At 39.6% G+C, this 17,096-nt stretch carries 19 protein-coding genes and 1 pseudogene; 16 read left to right on the forward strand and 4 right to left on the reverse strand.

Translation table 11 applies throughout. The features are described from left to right. The first annotated feature begins 178 nt into the window (after nucleotides 1-178). The 9 genes and pseudogenes from IGM04_RS00620 to deoD all read left to right on the forward strand — a co-directional run bounded on the left by IGM04_RS00620 (nucleotide 179) and on the right by deoD (nucleotide 6,092). Complete coding sequence (locus tag IGM04_RS00620; protein WP_086317577.1) at nucleotides 179-577, forward strand: hypothetical protein; 399 nt, start codon at nucleotides 179-181, stop codon at nucleotides 575-577. Continuing rightward, nucleotides 577-756, forward strand: a pseudogene (locus IGM04_RS00625) (hypothetical protein); the annotation flags it as partial. The gene IGM04_RS00620 and the pseudogene IGM04_RS00625, both read left to right, overlap by 1 nt. A 72-nt stretch (nucleotides 757-828) precedes the next feature. Beyond that, on the forward strand, nucleotides 829-1,227 hold the full coding sequence (locus IGM04_RS00630) for a hypothetical protein (RefSeq protein ID WP_002356175.1): 399 nt from the start codon (nucleotides 829-831) through the stop codon (nucleotides 1,225-1,227). Next, a complete protein-coding gene (locus tag IGM04_RS00635; protein WP_086317578.1) occupies nucleotides 1,224-2,465 on the forward strand; it encodes a lipase in 1,242 nt (413 codons plus the stop codon). The genes IGM04_RS00630 and IGM04_RS00635 overlap by 4 nt, the downstream gene beginning before the upstream one ends. A 9-nt stretch (nucleotides 2,466-2,474) precedes the next feature. Beyond that, nucleotides 2,475-2,789 carry a hypothetical protein gene (locus IGM04_RS00640; RefSeq protein WP_086317579.1) on the forward strand — a complete coding sequence of 105 codons (315 nt, stop codon included), beginning with the start codon at nucleotides 2,475-2,477 and terminating at the stop codon, nucleotides 2,787-2,789. After that, complete coding sequence (locus IGM04_RS00645) at nucleotides 2,776-3,060, forward strand: hypothetical protein (protein ID WP_002385430.1); 285 nt, start codon at nucleotides 2,776-2,778, stop codon at nucleotides 3,058-3,060. Before IGM04_RS00640 ends, IGM04_RS00645 begins: the two co-directional genes overlap by 14 nt. A gap of 305 nt (nucleotides 3,061-3,365) precedes the next feature. Further along, on the forward strand, nucleotides 3,366-4,532 hold the full coding sequence (gene deoB / locus IGM04_RS00650) for a phosphopentomutase (RefSeq protein ID WP_002356179.1): 1,167 nt from the start codon (nucleotides 3,366-3,368) through the stop codon (nucleotides 4,530-4,532). Between the two features lie 16 nt (nucleotides 4,533-4,548). Then, on the forward strand, nucleotides 4,549-5,367 hold the full coding sequence (locus IGM04_RS00655; RefSeq protein ID WP_002356180.1) for a purine-nucleoside phosphorylase: 819 nt from the start codon (nucleotides 4,549-4,551) through the stop codon (nucleotides 5,365-5,367). Between the two features lie 17 nt (nucleotides 5,368-5,384). Further along, nucleotides 5,385-6,092 (forward strand): purine-nucleoside phosphorylase, encoded by a 708-nt coding sequence (deoD, locus tag IGM04_RS00660; RefSeq protein WP_002359338.1) that lies wholly within the window; start codon nucleotides 5,385-5,387, stop codon nucleotides 6,090-6,092. Between the two features lie 38 nt (nucleotides 6,093-6,130). On the opposite strand, the gene IGM04_RS00665 is transcribed toward deoD, so the two are convergent. Next, nucleotides 6,131-7,069, reverse strand: a complete 939-nt coding sequence (locus IGM04_RS00665) for an iron-hydroxamate ABC transporter substrate-binding protein (protein ID WP_002361532.1) — start codon at nucleotides 7,067-7,069, stop codon at nucleotides 6,131-6,133. A gap of 230 nt (nucleotides 7,070-7,299) precedes the next feature. On the opposite strand from IGM04_RS00665, the gene IGM04_RS00670 reads away from it, so the two are divergent. From IGM04_RS00670 to IGM04_RS00685, 4 genes are all read left to right on the forward strand, one after another. Then, nucleotides 7,300-8,106, forward strand: coding sequence for an ABC transporter ATP-binding protein (locus IGM04_RS00670; protein WP_002356183.1), 807 nt, complete (start codon nucleotides 7,300-7,302; stop codon nucleotides 8,104-8,106). Continuing rightward, entirely contained in the window at nucleotides 8,103-9,113 is a 1,011-nt protein-coding gene (locus tag IGM04_RS00675; protein WP_086317580.1) for a FecCD family ABC transporter permease, read from the forward strand. The genes IGM04_RS00670 and IGM04_RS00675 overlap by 4 nt, the downstream gene beginning before the upstream one ends. After that, nucleotides 9,110-10,114 (forward strand): FecCD family ABC transporter permease, encoded by a 1,005-nt coding sequence (locus IGM04_RS00680; protein ID WP_002392918.1) that lies wholly within the window; start codon nucleotides 9,110-9,112, stop codon nucleotides 10,112-10,114. The genes IGM04_RS00675 and IGM04_RS00680 overlap by 4 nt, the downstream gene beginning before the upstream one ends. Before the next feature lie 113 nt (nucleotides 10,115-10,227). Then, nucleotides 10,228-11,430: an iron-containing alcohol dehydrogenase gene (locus tag IGM04_RS00685; protein ID WP_179189084.1), complete on the forward strand. Its 1,203-nt coding sequence runs from the start codon at nucleotides 10,228-10,230 to the stop codon at nucleotides 11,428-11,430. A gap of 56 nt (nucleotides 11,431-11,486) precedes the next feature. On the opposite strand, the gene gpmA is transcribed toward IGM04_RS00685, so the two are convergent. The 3 genes from gpmA to rpiA all read right to left on the reverse strand — a co-directional run bounded on the left by gpmA (nucleotide 11,487) and on the right by rpiA (nucleotide 13,645). Further along, nucleotides 11,487-12,173: a 2,3-diphosphoglycerate-dependent phosphoglycerate mutase gene (gpmA, locus tag IGM04_RS00690; RefSeq protein WP_002359343.1), complete on the reverse strand. Its 687-nt coding sequence runs from the start codon at nucleotides 12,171-12,173 to the stop codon at nucleotides 11,487-11,489. Nucleotides 12,174-12,347: 174 nt separating this feature from the next. Next, the gene (locus tag IGM04_RS00695; protein WP_010819147.1) at nucleotides 12,348-12,923 is read right to left on the reverse strand and encodes a recombinase family protein; all 576 of its coding nucleotides are present in this window, start codon (nucleotides 12,921-12,923) and stop codon (nucleotides 12,348-12,350) included. A 41-nt stretch (nucleotides 12,924-12,964) separates the two neighbouring features. Beyond that, complete coding sequence (rpiA, locus tag IGM04_RS00700; protein ID WP_010709139.1) at nucleotides 12,965-13,645, reverse strand: ribose-5-phosphate isomerase RpiA; 681 nt, start codon at nucleotides 13,643-13,645, stop codon at nucleotides 12,965-12,967. A 344-nt stretch (nucleotides 13,646-13,989) separates the two neighbouring features. Here rpiA and rpsL point away from each other — a divergent pair, with 344 nt between their 5' ends. The 3 genes from rpsL (at nucleotide 13,990) to fusA (ending at nucleotide 17,094) form a co-directional block, all read left to right on the forward strand. After that, nucleotides 13,990-14,403, forward strand: coding sequence for a 30S ribosomal protein S12 (rpsL, locus tag IGM04_RS00705; protein WP_002356190.1), 414 nt, complete (start codon nucleotides 13,990-13,992; stop codon nucleotides 14,401-14,403). A gap of 55 nt (nucleotides 14,404-14,458) precedes the next feature. Continuing rightward, nucleotides 14,459-14,929, forward strand: coding sequence for a 30S ribosomal protein S7 (gene rpsG, locus IGM04_RS00710; protein ID WP_002356191.1), 471 nt, complete (start codon nucleotides 14,459-14,461; stop codon nucleotides 14,927-14,929). An 83-nt stretch (nucleotides 14,930-15,012) separates the two neighbouring features. Next, on the forward strand, nucleotides 15,013-17,094 hold the full coding sequence (gene fusA / locus IGM04_RS00715; protein WP_002356192.1) for an elongation factor G: 2,082 nt from the start codon (nucleotides 15,013-15,015) through the stop codon (nucleotides 17,092-17,094). Nucleotides 17,095-17,096: the final 2 nt, after the last annotated feature.

The following is a 17,096-nucleotide window of genomic DNA, read 5'->3' on the forward strand; positions in this document are numbered from 1 at the left end:
GGGCAGTTTTTTTGATTGTTCTTCAAACAACTTTAGCGAGAGAACTTTTCCTAGTACTTATTTTCTCAATTTTTTCTAGTGAAGTACAAGAAATTGAAAATTCATTTCTTTTTGCTATGTTAAACTAAAAAGTAAAACGCTATCAAAGTCTCGATTCTAAATAAAGAAAGGAGGAGTCATGAATAAAAAAGGAATTAGAGTAGGTATTTTATTGGTGTTAGGAATTATCCTAATCGGCATTGGAGGGAAAGTATTTATGGACAAACGGGCAGAACAAAAAGAACAAGATTTACTAGCAGTAGAGAAACAATCAGTGAAAGTACTGAAAAATACCTTTGCGGATATTAAGGAAGTCAAATTCCATGAAGCAGGAAAAAACGAAATGACAGGGTCGTATGGAATGTATGTGACAATGTTTAATAAGAATAACGACTCTGTAAAATTTGATTATGGATTTTGGAAAGAGAGGAATGAATTGGGAGATTATGGAGTAGAATATGAAGCGGTACAAAAAGAAGGAGTCACAACTACTTCAGTAAAAGTAACATACACTAATGGGAAGGAGGAGTTGATTTAATGATAACTGACCAAGACTATAATCAATTAAGTGATAGAGTTTATTGGCTAGACCCTAAGCATAAAAGATATACACCGAGTATTAAAGAAGGAAGAATACGTAAATTTGGAAATTTAAAATTCCAAATCCTCAAAATCCAAGAGAATTCTCAGACGGATGGGATGCAAGCGATGGCTGTTGTGTCAAACATAAATATCAGATGAAGATACATAGGTTAAGCAATTAACTATGAATAAATAAAAGGAGGAGCTATGAATAAAAAAGGAATTAGAGTAGGTATTTTATTGATTTTAGGAATCATCCTAATTGGCATTGGAGGGAAAGTATTTATGGACAAACGGGCAGAACAAAAAGAACAAGATTTACTAGCAGTAGAGAAACAATCAGTGAAAGTATTGAAAAATACCTTTGCGGATATAGCAGAGGTAGAGATTGAACGAACAGGATTTAATACTATGACGGGATCGTACAGGATTGTTGTGACGTTGAAAAATACTACTGGTAGCACTGCTTATTTTGATTATGGATTTGTAAAAAATAGTAATGAAATTGATGATTATGGAGTCGTCGACAGAGAAGTTCAGAAAAAAGGAATAACTAAAAATGTTGTTAGAGTGACATTTTCTAATGGACAGGAGGAGCCAATTTGAGTATAACAGACAAAAGTTATAATAAAATAAGTGGTGCTGTTTATTGGCTGGATCCAAAAGATAAGAAATATTCTCCTACAATAAAAGAGAATGTTATTCATAGTCTTGGTGGTACTGAATTCCAAATCCTCAAAATCCAAGAGAATTCTCAGACGGATGGGATGCAAGCGATGGCTGTGGCTCCTTTAGATAAGCAAGGGGTTCCTGATTTGTCGCAAATTGTGATTAGTTATGCTGGCACCAATCCTGGTGATTGGAAAGATGTGGAAACGGACTTGCGCACGATTGGTGGTTTTTGGGACAAAACGGCATCTCCTGGTTTTTCCAATGCACGGAGTCCGCAACGTTTGGCTGGGCAACTGAGTTCGGCGGTGGCTTTTGCTGAGGCAGTCAAACAAGAATACAGCGAGGCCACTTTTTCTACTACCGGACATTCTTTAGGGGAATATTTAGCGTTGTATATTGCCGCGGAAAATCAATGGAAAAATGTCGGTTTTAATGGGCCAGATCCCTATGAGGTGTTGACACCAGCTGCTAAAAAGTGGGTCGCTGAAAATCCTGGCTGGTTAACCAATTATCGCAATCAGGCGGATATTGTAGGTAATTTAATGGGCAATGGCACCGGCGCCGAAATCAAAGTGGCTTTGCAAATAGGCTTACAAAATCCGTTGAAGTCTCATGATTTAGCCAATTGGCTCTTTGATGCAGACGGCTATTTAGTTATTCCTGATAATGAACACAATTTAGAAGCGAGCCTTCAAGGACAAGAGCGAAAAGCCATGACAGTTTTTGCCAGTGAATTGGCAAATTTACAAATTTTGAAGAAAAAGTTACTGAAAAATGGTAGCGGTTTATCAAGTAGTCAACAAATTTATTTAGAGGATGCCCAAGCCAGAGCTGTGGTTCAAACAGCAGCTCGCAATGCAAAATATGCCATGGAACGAGTGATTCGCATTCATCAAAAAGCGATTCGAACCTTGGAGCAAAATTGGGAAGTAGGACTTCGTGCGGCTAGAAATTCCGTTCAGATGTTAACTGAAGCTGAAATTATGGAAGCCTTAGCTAGTGTGGGTGTCACCAAGCAAAGTCAGGTGTTTCAACCAAAAGAAACCCATGAACTGCGTATTCAACAAGCCAAAGAAAAAAGCGCCACCTTTGATGCTTTAGAACGGGAAATCACCGCCAAATTAGCAGAAATCGTTGCCCGCGATAGCGAACTGGCTAATCAATTTAGATAGGAGCAAAAAATGACATTGGATGAATTACAAGCGAATTATCGCAGAGAACGGCAAGGATTAGAAGAACAAAGTGACGATTTACGACGAGCACAGTCGCACGGAGAACAAATGGTAATGGAAGCTGAGCAACGTTTAAGAAGTGCCTTAAATAGCTTGGCGCTAGACGGAGAACCTTTGCATCGAGCGAAAAGGGACTATTCAACAATAATTGAACAGTTTCAAGAAACGATTCAGTTAGAACGACGAAAAATAAACCATAAAATAGAGGATTTAGAACAAACTTATCGAAGTGAGTATCAAAAACGAAGCAATGAAAAGAGGTAATTTAGTGGACGAAATGATTCAACGGTTGTTAAAGGAGTTAGCTAGAAGTGCAGATAAAGCCAATGTTCGTTCTGTAGGAGTAGCAATGCAACAACGGGTTGCTCAGGAGAAGAATCAGGCAAATCAAAGGCATCGCAAGCTAGTCGTCGAAGCAGCAACAAGTTTTGGGACAAGGCAGCAACAACTAGGAACGGCTCTTAAAGGACAGTTTGGTAATAAAGTAAAAGAAGCCTTTCAAAGACAAACAATTAGTTTGAAGCAGTTCTTGTAGGAATATTACAATGACAAAAGGATTTTATGCGTTCATTTTTAAGAAGAAAATTGAAGGAATCTCAGCAATGCTCTAGGGAACAGCCTGGGGCTTTTTTAGTGTAATTATTTCTTTATATTTTAGAAAAAGTTGCTTTTTCTAAAATATAAGCCAGTCTTAAACACGCAATAATAGCGGATTCATGGTATAATTGAAGAGCTGAGAATAAATAGATTATTCTGTTTGATTCTCGAGACTATTTAAAAGGCTAGCGTAAAATAATTGTCATTCTTGACGTATTTACGACCTTAGAGGAGGAAGCAAGTGTGTTTAAACGTGTTCATTTAATCGTACTAGATTCAGTCGGTATTGGTGAAGCACCAGATGCTGAAAAATTTGGAGATGTCGGCAGTGATACACTGGGTCATATTGCCAAAGAAGCGGGACTAACCATTCCTCATTTAGAAAAACTTGGATTGGGAACTATTGCTCCTTTAACAGGTGTCAAAGCAGTGGCAGACCACGATGGCTATGCCACCAAATTAGAAGAAATTTCTGTTGGAAAAGATACTATGACCGGTCACTGGGAAATTATGGGCTTGAACATCAAAAAACCTTTTCGGGTATTCCCAAACGGCTTTCCTGAAGAATTGCTGAAACAAATTGAAGATTTTTCTGGGCGAAAAGTTGTTTGTAACAAACCATATAGCGGGACAGCGGTCATTGATGATTATGGCGAACATCAAATGAAAACAGGGGATCTAATCGTTTATACTTCAGCAGACCCTGTTTTACAAATTGCGGCGCATGAAGACATTATTCCATTAGAAGAATTGTATAAAATTTGTCAATATGTTCGTGACATTACGAAAGACGAACCTTATATGATTGGTCGGATTATCGCTCGCCCGTATGTTGGTGAACCAGGTAATTTCACTCGAACCAGTAACCGTCATGACTATGCTTTAGATCCTTTTGGCCATACTGTTTTAGATTCGTTGAAAGAAAACGGCAATGATGTGATCGCTGTTGGGAAAATTAACGACATCTTTAATGGACAAGGAATTACTGAAGCTATCCGCACGAAGAGCAATATGGATGGGGTGGATCAATTATTAACGGTCATGAACAAAGATTTCACAGGTTTAAGTTTTACTAACTTAGTGGATTTCGATGCGCTGTATGGCCACCGTCGTGATGTGAAGGGCTATGCAAAAGCCATCGAAGATTTTGATGGTCGTTTGCCAGAGATTATGGCAGCTATGGCCGAAGATGATTTGCTTTTAATTACAGCAGATCACGGGAATGACCCAACTTTCCCAGGAACAGACCACACACGTGAATATGTGCCTTTATTGGCTTATAGTAAAAAAATGACAAAACAAGGCAGCTTGCCACAAGGATTTTATTCAGATATTTCAGCAACGATTGCTGAAAACTTTGAAGTTCCTGCAACGGAAAACGGTCAAAGCTTTTTAAATCAATTACAATAATTCGAGGAGGCAACACATGACAACGTTAACGAACCATTTAAACGAAACAACTGAGTTTTTGAAAGAAAAAGGGGTGCAACAAGCAGACTTCGGTCTAATCTTAGGTTCTGGGTTAGGTGAATTAGCTAATGAAATAACCGATGCGATTGCTATTCCTTTCTCTGAAATTCCCCATTTTTCTGTTTCAACAGTCGTTGGACATGCTGGACAATTAGTTTACGGAACGCTTTCTGGAAAAAAAGTTTTGGCGATGCAAGGACGTTTTCATTATTATGAAGGACATTCGATGCAAACGGTCACTTATCCCGTTCGTGTGATGGCTGCTTTAGGCATTCATTCAATGATTGTAACCAATGCAGCTGGTGGCGTAAATGAAACATATACACCAGGGAATTTGATGTTAATCAATGACCACATTAATTTTACAGGCGATAATCCGTTAATTGGTGAAAATGATGAAGAAATCGGGCCGCGTTTTCCAGATATGAGTCATGCTTACACGCAAGAATATCGGGAAGTGGCAAAAAAAGTGGCTGCGGAACAAAATATTGATTTAAAAGAAGGCGTGTATATGGGCTTTTCTGGCCCGACATATGAAACGCCTGCAGAAATTCGGATGTCACGGACGATGGGTGCGGATGCAGTTGGCATGTCAACTGTTTCGGAGGTCATTGTAGCTGTTCATAGTGGCATGAAAGTACTAGGCATCTCTTGTATTACGAATTTAGCAGCTGGTATGCAAAGTAGCTTAAATCATGCAGAAGTAGTTGAAACAACTGAACGCGTTAAAGGACAATTCAAAGAGTTAGTGAAAGCAACACTAGCAGCTTTATAAAAAAGGAGTAAACCAGAATGAGTGTGCATATCGAAGCAAAACCAGGTGAAATTGCCGATAAAATTTTACTACCAGGGGATCCCCTCCGAGCAAAATATATTGCGGAAACTTTTTTGGAGAATCCTGTCTGCTATAATCAAGTTCGTGGGATGTTAGGTTACACAGGAACATATAAGGGACAGCGTGTTTCGGTCCAAGGAACAGGGATGGGGATGCCTTCAGCAGGTATTTATGCCCATGAGTTAATTAACTCTTATGATGTGAAGAAGTTGATTCGTGTTGGTACGTGTGGTTCTATTTCAGAAAAAGTCAACGTTCGTGAATTAGTTATCGCACAAGCAGCAGCGACGCCTTCTTCCGCGATTCGCAATGATTTTCCTAAATATGATTTTCCACAAATTGCGAGCTTCGACCTTTTACTCAAATCTTACGAAATTGCCAAAGCAAAAGGCTTTACTACCCATGTTGGTAATGTATTGTCAGATGATGTTTTTTACAAAGATAGCTTAGATGATGTCTTTCGTTTAGGTCGATACGGGGTATTAGCGATTGAAATGGAAGCGGCAATGTTATATTATTTAGCAGCAAAATTTGATGTAGAAGCATTGGCGATTATGACGGTGAGTGATAGCTTGGTGACAGGCGAAGAAACAACGGCAGAAGAACGCCAAACGACGTTTAATGAAATGATTGAAGTTGGTTTAGAAACGGCAATTGCTAATTAAAAAAATGCTTGGATGATTATTTTCATCCAAGCATTTTTTTAATTTAAGAGCGCTTTTTTTACATCTTCAACAATTTGAGTATTCGCAATAGGTCCGTTGTATAACCAACTACTTTTTTTATCATAGGTATGAACTTGGTTATTTTTCACAGCAGGTAAGTTCTTCCAAATTGCTTCTTGGAAAAGAGGTGCTGATTCATCGCTGTTTACAAGGAAAATGTGGTCTGCGTCAAGCTCAGCTAATTTTTCTAAAGAAACTTGATTCCAATCCGCAGTAGCATTTTTAGAAATTTCTTCCACTAATTTTGGAACTTGGAGGCCTAAGTCCTGATAGAGCACGGTTCCGCTTGAGCGATTATCGCTAACCATAAAGACTTGGTTGTTGGTTACCCATAAGACTGCCGCAGATTTGCCAGCATCTTTTTTGCCAAGGTCTTCTTGGACACCTTTGGTTAAGGTATCATAATCTTCTAACACTTTTTTCGCTTGTTCTTTTTTATCTAAAACAGTGGCAATATCTTCCAATTGATCACGCCAGGTGACATTTTCGCCATTTTTGACCACATAAGTTGGCGCTATTTTACTGTATTCTTTGTATTTACCGCCTTCAACTAGAGCAGATGAACTGATTAATAATAAGTCAGGTTCAAATTTTAGAACCGCTTCATATGGCAAGTCATAGGAAATAGTGGGGACATCTTTCAATTCTTTCGCTAAATAATCTTGAATGCTGCCTTGTCCAACTGTCCATTGTGCCACTGGTTTTTCTCCTAATGCAACTAGATAATCTTCTAAATAGCTCGCAATAATCCGTTTGGGTTTCGCGGGGACGGTTACTTTATTGCCTAAGGTATCTGTTACTTCATGTGTTTTGTCAGCGTTGTTGGCTTCTTTATTCGTATTACCACAAGCTGCGAGTAAGAATGAACCAAGAAGAAGGGTTGTACCAATTAGGACCGTCTTTTTTAAAAGTTTCATTGTGTAACTCCTTTATTTTTAGTTGATAACGATTCTCATTATCAGTTAAAAACGACCGTTTGTCAATCATCGCTTGCTTTTTTGAGCAAATAAGTTGCATTTTTTAGATAATTCGTTTTTTTGATTGGAAGAAACATTGCTTTTTAAGGAAGGGTCTTTTATAATCAAGGAACAATGAGTGAGAACGATTCTCAATAAATGTAAAATAACGACAGAAAAATTAAAGAGGAATGGTTATGAATTATTTAGAGGCAGAGGACTTAACTACAGGATATGGTCGTCAAGTGATTAGTGAAGCGCTGAACTGTTCATTTGAAGCGGGAACTATTACAAGTATTATTGGACCAAATGGTTGTGGCAAATCGACCTTGTTAAAAACACTTGCGCGTATTTTGCCAGCTGAGAAAGGCAAGGTGTTCATTAAGAACCAAGAACTTCAACATTTTTCTTCAAAAGAAGTGGCTCAAGAACTAGCGATCTTATCACAAACGCCAGAAAATACAATCGATTTATCTGTTTTTGACCTCGTCTCTTTCGGGCGGTATCCATATCAATCGGGCTGGAAAAGTGTCACCACAGAAGATCAAGAGTACATACAATGGGCATTAGAATTAACAGGCTTAACTGAGTTAGCTAGAGAGTCTGTGGCAATTTTATCAGGTGGACAACGTCAACGGGTTTGGATTGCTATGGCGCTAGTGCAGGATACAGATATTTTAATTTTAGATGAACCGACCACCTATTTGGATCCAGCGCATCAGCTAGAAATTTTAAATGTGTTAAAACGAATTAATCAAGAACATCAGAAAACCATCGTGATGACGATTCATGATATTAATTTAGCTTCTCGTTTTTCTGATCGCGTGATTGCGATGAAAGAGGGAAAGATTATCAATGAGGGAACACCGCAAGAAGTGATTACTGTTACTGGCTTAGCAGATGTTTTCGCTATTCAAGCAGAAATTAGTTATCATAGTCAGACACAGCGGCCACTAGTGCTTTCTTATGAGTTGATGGAAATGGAGCTGGATGGATGAAAGGCATAAGCGGATTTTATAGACACCAATGGCAAGTGTTACTTGTCTGTCTTTTTTTGCTAATTGGGACAATGCTTCTGTCATTGATGTTTGGTGCGACGTCGGTTTCGATTCAAACGATTATTGAATCATTTACGCACTTCGATGCGACCAATCAAGCGCATCAAGTCATCCAAACGGTTCGGTTGCCGCGGATTTTAGGGGCCGCTTTTGTGGGAGCAAGTTTAGCAGTGAGTGGGGCGTTAGCGCAAGGGATTACACAAAACCCATTGGCAGATTCTGGCTTGCTGGGTATCAATGCTGGGGCTGGCTTGGGCTTAGCGCTTGTTTTTGCTTTCCTCCCTCAGGCAAGTTATTGGTGGCTTTTAGTTGTTTCTTTTCTTGGTGCCAGCGTGAGTGTGGCACTGATTTATTATCTTTCTAATCATTCAATTCGAGGAGCAAGCCCCATGCGTCTGACCTTGGTGGGGGCTGGTATTAGTGCCCTTTTTTTATCATTTAGTCAATTCTTAGCCATTCAGTTCAATTTGAGTCAAGAGTTAACGTTTTGGTTTCTTGGCGGTGTCAGCGTTATTTCTTGGGCACAATTAAAAATAGTCGTTCCTATCTTTCTGGGCGCATTTGCATTAGCAATTCTGATTAGTCCGTCGGTGACTATTTTACGGTTTGGCGATGATGCAACAATTGGTTTGGGGCGAAATCCGCAGCGTATTCGGTTGTTTGCCAGTATAACGATTTTGCTTTTATCAGGATTGTCTGTGGCGCTGGTTGGCTCGGTCAGTTTTGTTGGTTTGGTGGTGCCTCATGTGATGCGAACAGTTTCTGGAGAAAATTACCGTCGCTTGATTCCGTTCTCAGCGTTAGGCGGTGCGCTCCTCGTTTTGGTGGCAGATTTAATCGCTCGAATGGTGAATCCGCCTTTTGAAACACCATTTGGGATTATCACGGCCTTAATTGGCATCCCATTCTTTCTTTATTTATTTCGTAAAGGAGGGCAACTAGGATGACACAGAAAAAAGTGTCCCGTTGGGTGGCTATCTTAATAGTTGGGATTATCCTAACTGCTTGTATCAGTTTAACGCAAGGGGAATTATCTGTTTCCTTCATGGATTTAAAAGCCCTTCTTTTGGGACAGGGAAGTCAGGCCAAACAACTGTTAGTTTGGGATTTTCGGTTACCACGGATTGTGCTTGCGGTCCTAGCGGGCGCAGCTTTAGGCTTAAGCGGCGCTATTCTTCAAGGGATTACTCGGAATCCGTTAGCAGATACTGGGATTTTAGGCATTAATGCGGGTGCGGGTTTGGCAGTGATTTTGTTTATTAGTTTTGTTGAGACGACAAGTATCACGACGTTTGCACTTCCGCTCGTGGCCTTAGTTGGCGGCTTGCTAGCGGCTGTTGGGATTTTGGTAATTGCGTATCATCATCGTTTAGGATTGACGCCAGTTCGAATGGTCTTAGCGGGTGTCATTTTGAGTACGGGTATTTCAGCACTCACCTTATTAATTACATCAAAAATTGACACTGAAAAGTACCGTTTTGTTACAATGTGGCAAGCAGGCAGTATCTGGGGCAGTAATTGGTTCTTTGTGGGCGCTTTGTTGCCTTGGCTAGTCATCGGGTTCTTTTTTGCGATGAAGCGTCATCGTCTGTTGGATATTTTACAATTGGGGGACGAAACAGCTATTTCTGTAGGTATTGCTGTGAAAAAAGAACGAATCGTTTCGTTGCTGTTAGCGGTGATGTTGGCGGCATCAGCGATTTCCGTTACAGGGGGAATTAATTTTTTAGGTTTACTTGCGCCACATATTGCTCGCAAATGTGGTTTTACGCAACAAAAACAGGTATTGCCATTGGCGGCGTTGTTTGGGAGTTTACTTTTATTGGTTAGTGATACGATTGGTCGGCTATTGCCTGGCAATGGAGAAATGCCTGCAGGGATTATTGTTGCGATCATCGGTGCGCCTTATTTTCTTTATTTGTTAATCAAAACAAGCGATTCGTTATAAAAAAGAATCAAAAGCTGGGTCAATCGGTCGTTGTGAAAGCAACTGTCATTTGCTCGGCTTTTTTATTGGCGGATTTTTGAAAAAATAGTATGATAAATGCGTAAGAGGATTGAATGGAGGATGAAAGAATGGAAAACTTTAATTTTTATGTACCAACAGACATCCGTTTTGGGAAAGATCGTTTAGACGAATTACCTGCTGTGTTAGATCAATTTGGCAAAAATGTCTTACTTGTTTATGGTGGCGGTAGTATCAAACGTAATGGCTTGTACCAACAAATTACTGATTTGGCCCAAAAAAACGGGCATACACTGATTGAGTTGAGCGGTGTCGAACCAAACCCGCGCATTGAAACCGTTAGAAAAGGAATTGAGTTGTGTAAAGAAAACCAAGTCGATGTTATTTTAGCAGTTGGCGGTGGTTCAACCATTGATTGTTCCAAAGCAATAGCTGCGGGCTTTTATTCGGAAGAAGATATCTGGACAGTTATTGCAGCCAGAAAAGGGTATACTGGTCCTGCTTTACCAATCGTGACCATCTTGACTTTAGCAGCGACAGGTAGTGAAATGAACGCAGGTGCTGTCATTTCTAACTTAGAAACCAATCAAAAATTAGGCTTTGGTGGTCCGAATATGATTCCAAAAGTTTCGTTCTTGGATCCAACGAATACTTTTACGGTTCCTCAAAATCAAACAGCAGCTGGCTCAGCGGATATTTTCAGTCATTTGATTGAAAACTATTTTAGTATTTCGACAGGCGCGGACGTCCAAGATTTTGTGTCAGAAGGCTTAATGCGAACGGTTATCAAAAATTGTCCTATTGCTTTAGAAAATCCAGAAGATTATGATGCACGTGCTAATTTAATGTGGGCGAGTAGTTTAGCCTTAAATGGTTTAACAGGGCGCGGCAAACAAGGTGTTTGGTCTTGTCACCCAATGGAACATGAATTAAGTGCGTTTTATGACATTACGCATGGGATTGGCTTAGCAATTTTAACGCCTCGTTGGATGAATTACGTTTTGTCTGAACAAACCGTAGGCAAGTTTGCGCAATTTGCTCGAAATGTTTGGGGAATAGTCGAACAAGAAGAAGAAGTAGCAGCGAAAAAAGGTATTCAAGCATTGTATGATTACTTTGTGGCTTGTGGCATTCCAATGACATTACCAGAAGTTGGCATCGAAGCAGATAAATTTGAAGAAATGGCACAACAAGCTGTGGCCCATAGTGCAATTGCTGAAAAGGCTTATGTACCATTGGATGTAGCGGACATAGTAGCGATTTATAAAGATTGTTTAACCGAAAGTCAATTTATTTAATCCATAAAAAAGCGGTTTGCCTTGGCAAACCGCTTTTGTTAATAAGAAACAAGTTCTTATAAGTAGTATTTTTCTTTCACAGTTAAATCATCGTTTAATTCATAAACTAATGGTTTACCTGTTGGGATTTCAAGATCCATAATATCTTCATCAGAAATGCCTTCGATGTGTTTAGCTAAAGCACGTAATGAATTACCATGAGCCGCTACTAAGACAGTTTTGTTGTCTTTTAAAGCTGGCGCAATTTCATCTTGCCAGAATGGTAATGCACGTTCCAAAGTAACTTTCAAGTTTTCGCCACCAGGAATATCGCGTTGGTCTAACATTGCATAACGACGGTCGTTTGCTGCAGAACCTTCATCTGTTGCTTCCATTAATGGAGGAAGAGTATCGTAAGAACGACGCCAGATGTGGACTTGTTCGTCTCCGTATTTTTCAGCAGTTTCTTTTTTGTTTAGTCCTTGTAATTTACCATAGTGACGTTCGTTTAAGCGCCAAGATTTGATTTGAGGTACCCATAATTGATCTGAGTATTCTAGTAAATAGTTACAAGTTTTGATGGCACGAGTTAAAACAGAAGTATAAGCAACGTCGAATTCGATGCCTGCTTCTTTAATTTTACGGCCGCCTTCTTTTGCTTCTTCAACACCTTCAGGTGCTAAATCTACGTCAGCCCATCCAGTAAATTGGTTTAAGGCATTCCATTCGCTAAGTCCATGACGAGAAAAAACTAATTTTGGCATGTATAAGCTCTCCTTTGAGTTTAGTTTTCTGAAAATAAGATTTCCACGTTTATTGTACACCGTTTTGCGCAAGATTTCCAATGGAAAATAGTAAAAAAACGTGAAAGTTGCTGAAAAATTAGAGTGAAATCGAATCAAAAAAGAAGCCCCATCTGAAGGACTTCTTTTTTATTCTTAGGAATACAGCCGCTCGACATCTGTCTCAGGTAAATTGATGTACTTATAACAAGTGCCCACCGAAACGCCGCATTTATTAGAAATAAACTGGATGGTTTCTTTGTTTTCGTAATATAATGCACGGATTTTGCGGACGGTGCGTCCATCGATTTTTGGACGTCCACCTACTTTTCCGTTTTCACGAGCTTTGTGGAGCCCAACGAGTGTTCGTTCTTTAATTAGTGCACATTCCATCGCAGATAAGCTCTCCATTAATTGGAAATAGGCTTCACCTGTTGGAAGGTGAGTATCAATTCCTTCTGAAATGCTGACAAAATCAACTTGTTTTTCCTTTAACATTTTCATAAAGTCTGTTAATTGGCGGGTTGTTTTACCTAAATGGTGCAATTTACAAACAATAAGTGTATCCCCAGCAGAAAGAAGTTTTTCGACTTCGTCTAAGACACTGACCTCCGCTTGAGGATCAAATGTCTCTTGGAAAATATCATCACAACCAAACGATTGGAGAGTGGTTAGTTGATTTTTTAAATCGTCTTCAATAATAGTTGTGCGTGCATAACCAATTCGTTTCATATATTATCCTTCCTATATAAATAATCTTTTTTCACACATTCTTAACGTGCGGGAACATGTAAGGTTTTCGGTCCATCTTCATAACCGACGATTACCATAGAAACCATATTTAAAAATAAGCCGTGTTCAACGACGCCAACCAAGTTGTCTAAATAAGAACCTAAAGCTTCTGGATCTGTAATTTTTTCTAAATGCAAATCGATGATATGGTGGCCTCCATCTGTTATTAATGTTTCGCCAGCAGCGTTTAAACGAAGTGTTGGGTGATAGCCTTTTTCTTCAAATAAATGCACTAGTTGGCGGCTGCCATAAGGAACAACCTCAACGGGAAGTGGGAAAGCTCCTAAATCGTCCACCATTTTTGATTTATCCACAATCCAAATACATTTCTTTGAATAAGTGGCCACAATTTTTTCAAAAAGTAAGGCAGCGCCACCGCCTTTGATTCCTTGAAAATCAGCGCTGATTTCATCGGCGCCATCAATCGTAAGATCTACATACGGAACCTCATCAATACCCTTTAAAGGAATGCCCAAGGCCAAGGCTTGTTTCTCTGTTTCTTTTGAAGTAGTAACCCCTACGATTGACAATCCTTCTTCTTTTACGCGACGACCAATTTCGTCTACCATAAATTTTGCTGTTGAGCCAGTACCCAAACCGACAATCATGCCGTCTTCTACATATTTTGCAGCTTCGATTCCTACCATTTGTTTCAGATTCATCGCTGTTTTCCGCCCCCTTCAATAGTCAAAGATATTGTACCGTTATTTAACTAAAAAAGATAGAAAGTTTTTGAAAAAGTCATAAAAATTTTTAAAGGAAAAGTACGTTTAAATAGAAGGAAAATCTTTTTTTCGAAAGGCGAAAGAAGAGGGTTGACAGCTGATACTTATCGTGGTATCCTAACAAAGGTGCTTTATCTACAGGTTCCTTATAGGGACGTGCTGACTGTCTATCAAAGCATATTTGATAAAGAGTGCAGAGATTGCATTATTTTTTATCGCGAAAAAAGAACCACCTGGATGTGTGGAACTAGAAGCGAAGTAAGGAAGGAGGAGAACAAGGAATGCCTACAATTAACCAATTAGTACGTAAACCTCGTAAATCTAAAGTAGAAAAATCTGATTCACCAGCCTTAAACAAAGGATATAACAGTTTTAAGAAAACTCAAACAAACGTTAACTCTCCGCAAAAACGTGGAGTTTGTACACGTGTGGGTACGATGACACCTAAAAAACCGAACTCAGCTTTACGTAAATATGCCCGTGTTCGTTTGTCAAACTTAATCGAAGTTACAGCTTATATCCCAGGTATCGGTCACAACTTACAAGAACACAGCGTGGTATTATTACGTGGTGGACGTGTAAAAGACTTACCAGGGGTACGTTACCATATCGTTCGTGGTGCGCTTGATACTGCCGGTGTTAACGACCGTAAACAAAGCCGCTCTAAATACGGTACAAAACGTCCTAAAGCTTAATTATAATAAGACAATAACAACTTGAAAAATCATATTTCGGAAGGAGGAGTTACGGATGCCTCGTAAAGGTCCTGTTGCAAAACGTGATGTTTTACCAGATCCAATTTATAACTCAAAATTAGTAACTCGCTTAATCAACCGTGTAATGGTTGACGGTAAACGCGGGATTGCTGCTAATATTATCTATAATTCATTTGATATCATCAAAGAATCTACAGGTAACGATCCATTGGAAGTTTTTGAACAAGCAATGAAAAACGTTATGCCTGTTCTTGAAGTTAAAGCACGTCGTGTTGGGGGTTCTAACTACCAAGTACCAGTTGAAGTTCGTCCAGAACGTCGTACAACTTTAGGTTTACGTTGGGTAGTTAACTACGCACGTCTACGTGGTGAACACACAATGGAAGAACGTCTAGCGAAAGAAATCATGGATGCTGCTAACAACACTGGCGCTTCTGTTAAAAAACGCGAAGACACACACAAAATGGCAGACGCAAACCGCGCATTTGCTCATTATCGTTGGTAAGATCCTCTCTGTCTGTCGCGTAAAGTGGCAGCAGAAAGTCAATTTACAATCGATTTAAATAAAGAGAGGAGTAAACATACAAAATGGCAAGAGAATTTTCACTTGAAAAAACTCGTAACATTGGTATCATGGCCCACGTTGATGCTGGTAAAACAACAACAACTGAGCGTATCTTGTACTACACTGGTAAAATCCATAAAATCGGTGAAACCCATGAAGGTGCTTCACAAATGGACTGGATGGAACAAGAACAAGAACGTGGTATCACGATTACATCCGCTGCGACAACTGCACAGTGGAAAGGCTACCGTGTAAATATCATCGATACTCCAGGACACGTGGACTTCACAATTGAAGTACAACGTTCTCTACGCGTATTAGATGGTGCGGTAACAGTTCTTGACTCTCAATCAGGTGTAGAACCTCAAACAGAAACTGTTTGGCGTCAAGCGACTGAATATAAAGTTCCTCGTATTGTATTCTGTAACAAAATGGATAAAATCGGTGCGGACTTCTTCTATTCAGTAGAATCATTACATGATCGTTTACAAGCAAACGCTCATCCAATTCAAATTCCAATCGGAGCTGAAGAAGACTTCACTGGAATCATTGACTTGATTAAAATGAAAGCTGAAATCTACACAAATGATTTGGGAACAGATATTCAAGAAACTGATATTCCTGAAGATTATTTAGAAAAAGCGCAAGAATGGCGCGAAAAATTAGTTGAAGCTGTTGCTGAAACTGACGAAGACTTAATGATGAAATATCTTGAAGGTGAAGAAATCACTGAAGAAGAATTAGTCGCTGGTATCCGTCAAGCAACAATCAACGTTGAGTTCTTCCCTGTATTAGCTGGTTCAGCATTCAAGAATAAAGGGGTTCAATTAATGTTGGACGCTGTTCTTGATTACTTACCATCTCCATTAGATATCGATGCTATCAAAGGGATCGATACTAAAACAGACGAAGAAACAACTCGTCCAGCTGATGACGAAGCACCTTTCGCTTCATTAGCATTTAAAGTTATGACTGACCCATTCGTAGGTCGTTTAACTTTCTTCCGTGTTTATTCTGGTGTCCTTGAAAGTGGTTCATACGTATTGAACGCTTCAAAAGGCAAAAAAGAACGTATCGGTCGTATCCTACAAATGCACGCCAACACTCGTCAAGAAATTGACAAAGTGTACTCTGGTGATATCGCTGCTGCTGTTGGTCTAAAAGACACAACAACTGGTGATACATTATGTGCATTAGATGCACCAGTTATTCTTGAATCTATTGAATTCCCTGATCCAGTTATCCAAGTCGCTGTTGAACCTAAATCAAAAGCTGACCAAGATAAAATGGGCGTGGCTCTACAAAAACTTGCTGAAGAAGATCCATCATTCCGCGTTGAAACAAACGTTGAAACTGGTGAAACAGTTATCTCTGGTATGGGTGAATTGCACTTAGACGTTTTAGTAGACCGTATGAAACGTGAATTCAAAGTTGAAGCTAACGTAGGTGCTCCTCAAGTATCTTACCGCGAAACATTCCGTGCTGCGACTAAAGCAGAAGGTAAATTCGTTCGTCAGTCTGGTGGTAAAGGACAATACGGTCACGTATGGGTTGAATTTACACCAAATGAAGAAGGTAAAGGCTTCGAGTTTGAAAACGCAATTGTCGGTGGTGTGGTTCCTCGTGAATACATCCCAGCAGTTGAAAAAGGGTTAGAAGACTCTATGAACAACGGTGTTCTTGCTGGTTATCCATTAGTTGATATCAAAGCAAAACTTTACGATGGTTCATACCACGATGTCGATTCAAATGAAACGGCCTTCCGTGTAGCTGCTTCTATGGCATTGAAAGCTGCGGCTAAAAATGCAAACCCAGTTATTTTAGAACCAATGATGAAAGTTACAATTACTGTTCCTGAAGATTACTTAGGTGATATCATGGGACACGTAACAAGTCGTCGTGGACGTGTTGAAGGTATGGAAGCACACGGTAACTCTCAAATCGTTAATGCGATGGTACCTTTAGCTGAAATGTTTGGTTATGCTACAACATTACGTTCAGCAACACAAGGACGCGGTACATTTATGATGGTATTTGACCACTATGAAGACGTACCTAAGTCTGTTCAAGAAGAAATCATCAAGAAAAACGGCGGCAACGCATAATT

Source organism: Enterococcus sp. DIV2385 (assembly GCF_051711925.1).
GTDB classification, from domain to species: Bacteria; Bacillota; Bacilli; order Lactobacillales; family Enterococcaceae; genus Enterococcus; species Enterococcus faecalis.

Excerpts from the sequence above, each read along its gene's own strand:
- IGM04_RS00620 (WP_086317577.1), top strand. The coding sequence starts at position 179 with ATGAATAAAAAAGGAATTAGAGTAGGTATTTTATTGGTGTTAGGAATT.
- IGM04_RS00630 (WP_002356175.1), top strand. The coding sequence starts at position 829 with ATGAATAAAAAAGGAATTAGAGTAGGTATTTTATTGATTTTAGGAATC.
- IGM04_RS00640 (WP_086317579.1), top strand. The coding sequence starts at position 2,475 with ATGACATTGGATGAATTACAAGCGAATTATCGCAGAGAACGGCAAGGA.
- IGM04_RS00645 (WP_002385430.1), top strand. The coding sequence starts at position 2,776 with ATGAAAAGAGGTAATTTAGTGGACGAAATGATTCAACGGTTGTTAAAG.
- IGM04_RS00655 (WP_002356180.1), top strand. The coding sequence starts at position 4,549 with ATGACAACGTTAACGAACCATTTAAACGAAACAACTGAGTTTTTGAAA.
- deoD (WP_002359338.1), top strand. The coding sequence starts at position 5,385 with ATGAGTGTGCATATCGAAGCAAAACCAGGTGAAATTGCCGATAAAATT.
- IGM04_RS00665 (WP_002361532.1), bottom strand. The coding sequence starts at position 7,069 with ATGAAACTTTTAAAAAAGACGGTCCTAATTGGTACAACCCTTCTTCTT.
- IGM04_RS00670 (WP_002356183.1), top strand. The coding sequence starts at position 7,300 with ATGGTTATGAATTATTTAGAGGCAGAGGACTTAACTACAGGATATGGT.
- IGM04_RS00675 (WP_086317580.1), top strand. The coding sequence starts at position 8,103 with ATGAAAGGCATAAGCGGATTTTATAGACACCAATGGCAAGTGTTACTT.
- IGM04_RS00680 (WP_002392918.1), top strand. The coding sequence starts at position 9,110 with ATGACACAGAAAAAAGTGTCCCGTTGGGTGGCTATCTTAATAGTTGGG.
- IGM04_RS00685 (WP_179189084.1), top strand. The coding sequence starts at position 10,228 with ATGGAGGATGAAAGAATGGAAAACTTTAATTTTTATGTACCAACAGAC.
- gpmA (WP_002359343.1), bottom strand. The coding sequence starts at position 12,173 with ATGCCAAAATTAGTTTTTTCTCGTCATGGACTTAGCGAATGGAATGCC.
- IGM04_RS00695 (WP_010819147.1), bottom strand. The coding sequence starts at position 12,923 with ATGAAACGAATTGGTTATGCACGCACAACTATTATTGAAGACGATTTA.
- rpiA (WP_010709139.1), bottom strand. The coding sequence starts at position 13,645 with ATGAATCTGAAACAAATGGTAGGAATCGAAGCTGCAAAATATGTAGAA.
- rpsL (WP_002356190.1), top strand. The coding sequence starts at position 13,990 with ATGCCTACAATTAACCAATTAGTACGTAAACCTCGTAAATCTAAAGTA.
- rpsG (WP_002356191.1), top strand. The coding sequence starts at position 14,459 with ATGCCTCGTAAAGGTCCTGTTGCAAAACGTGATGTTTTACCAGATCCA.
- fusA (WP_002356192.1), top strand. The coding sequence starts at position 15,013 with ATGGCAAGAGAATTTTCACTTGAAAAAACTCGTAACATTGGTATCATG.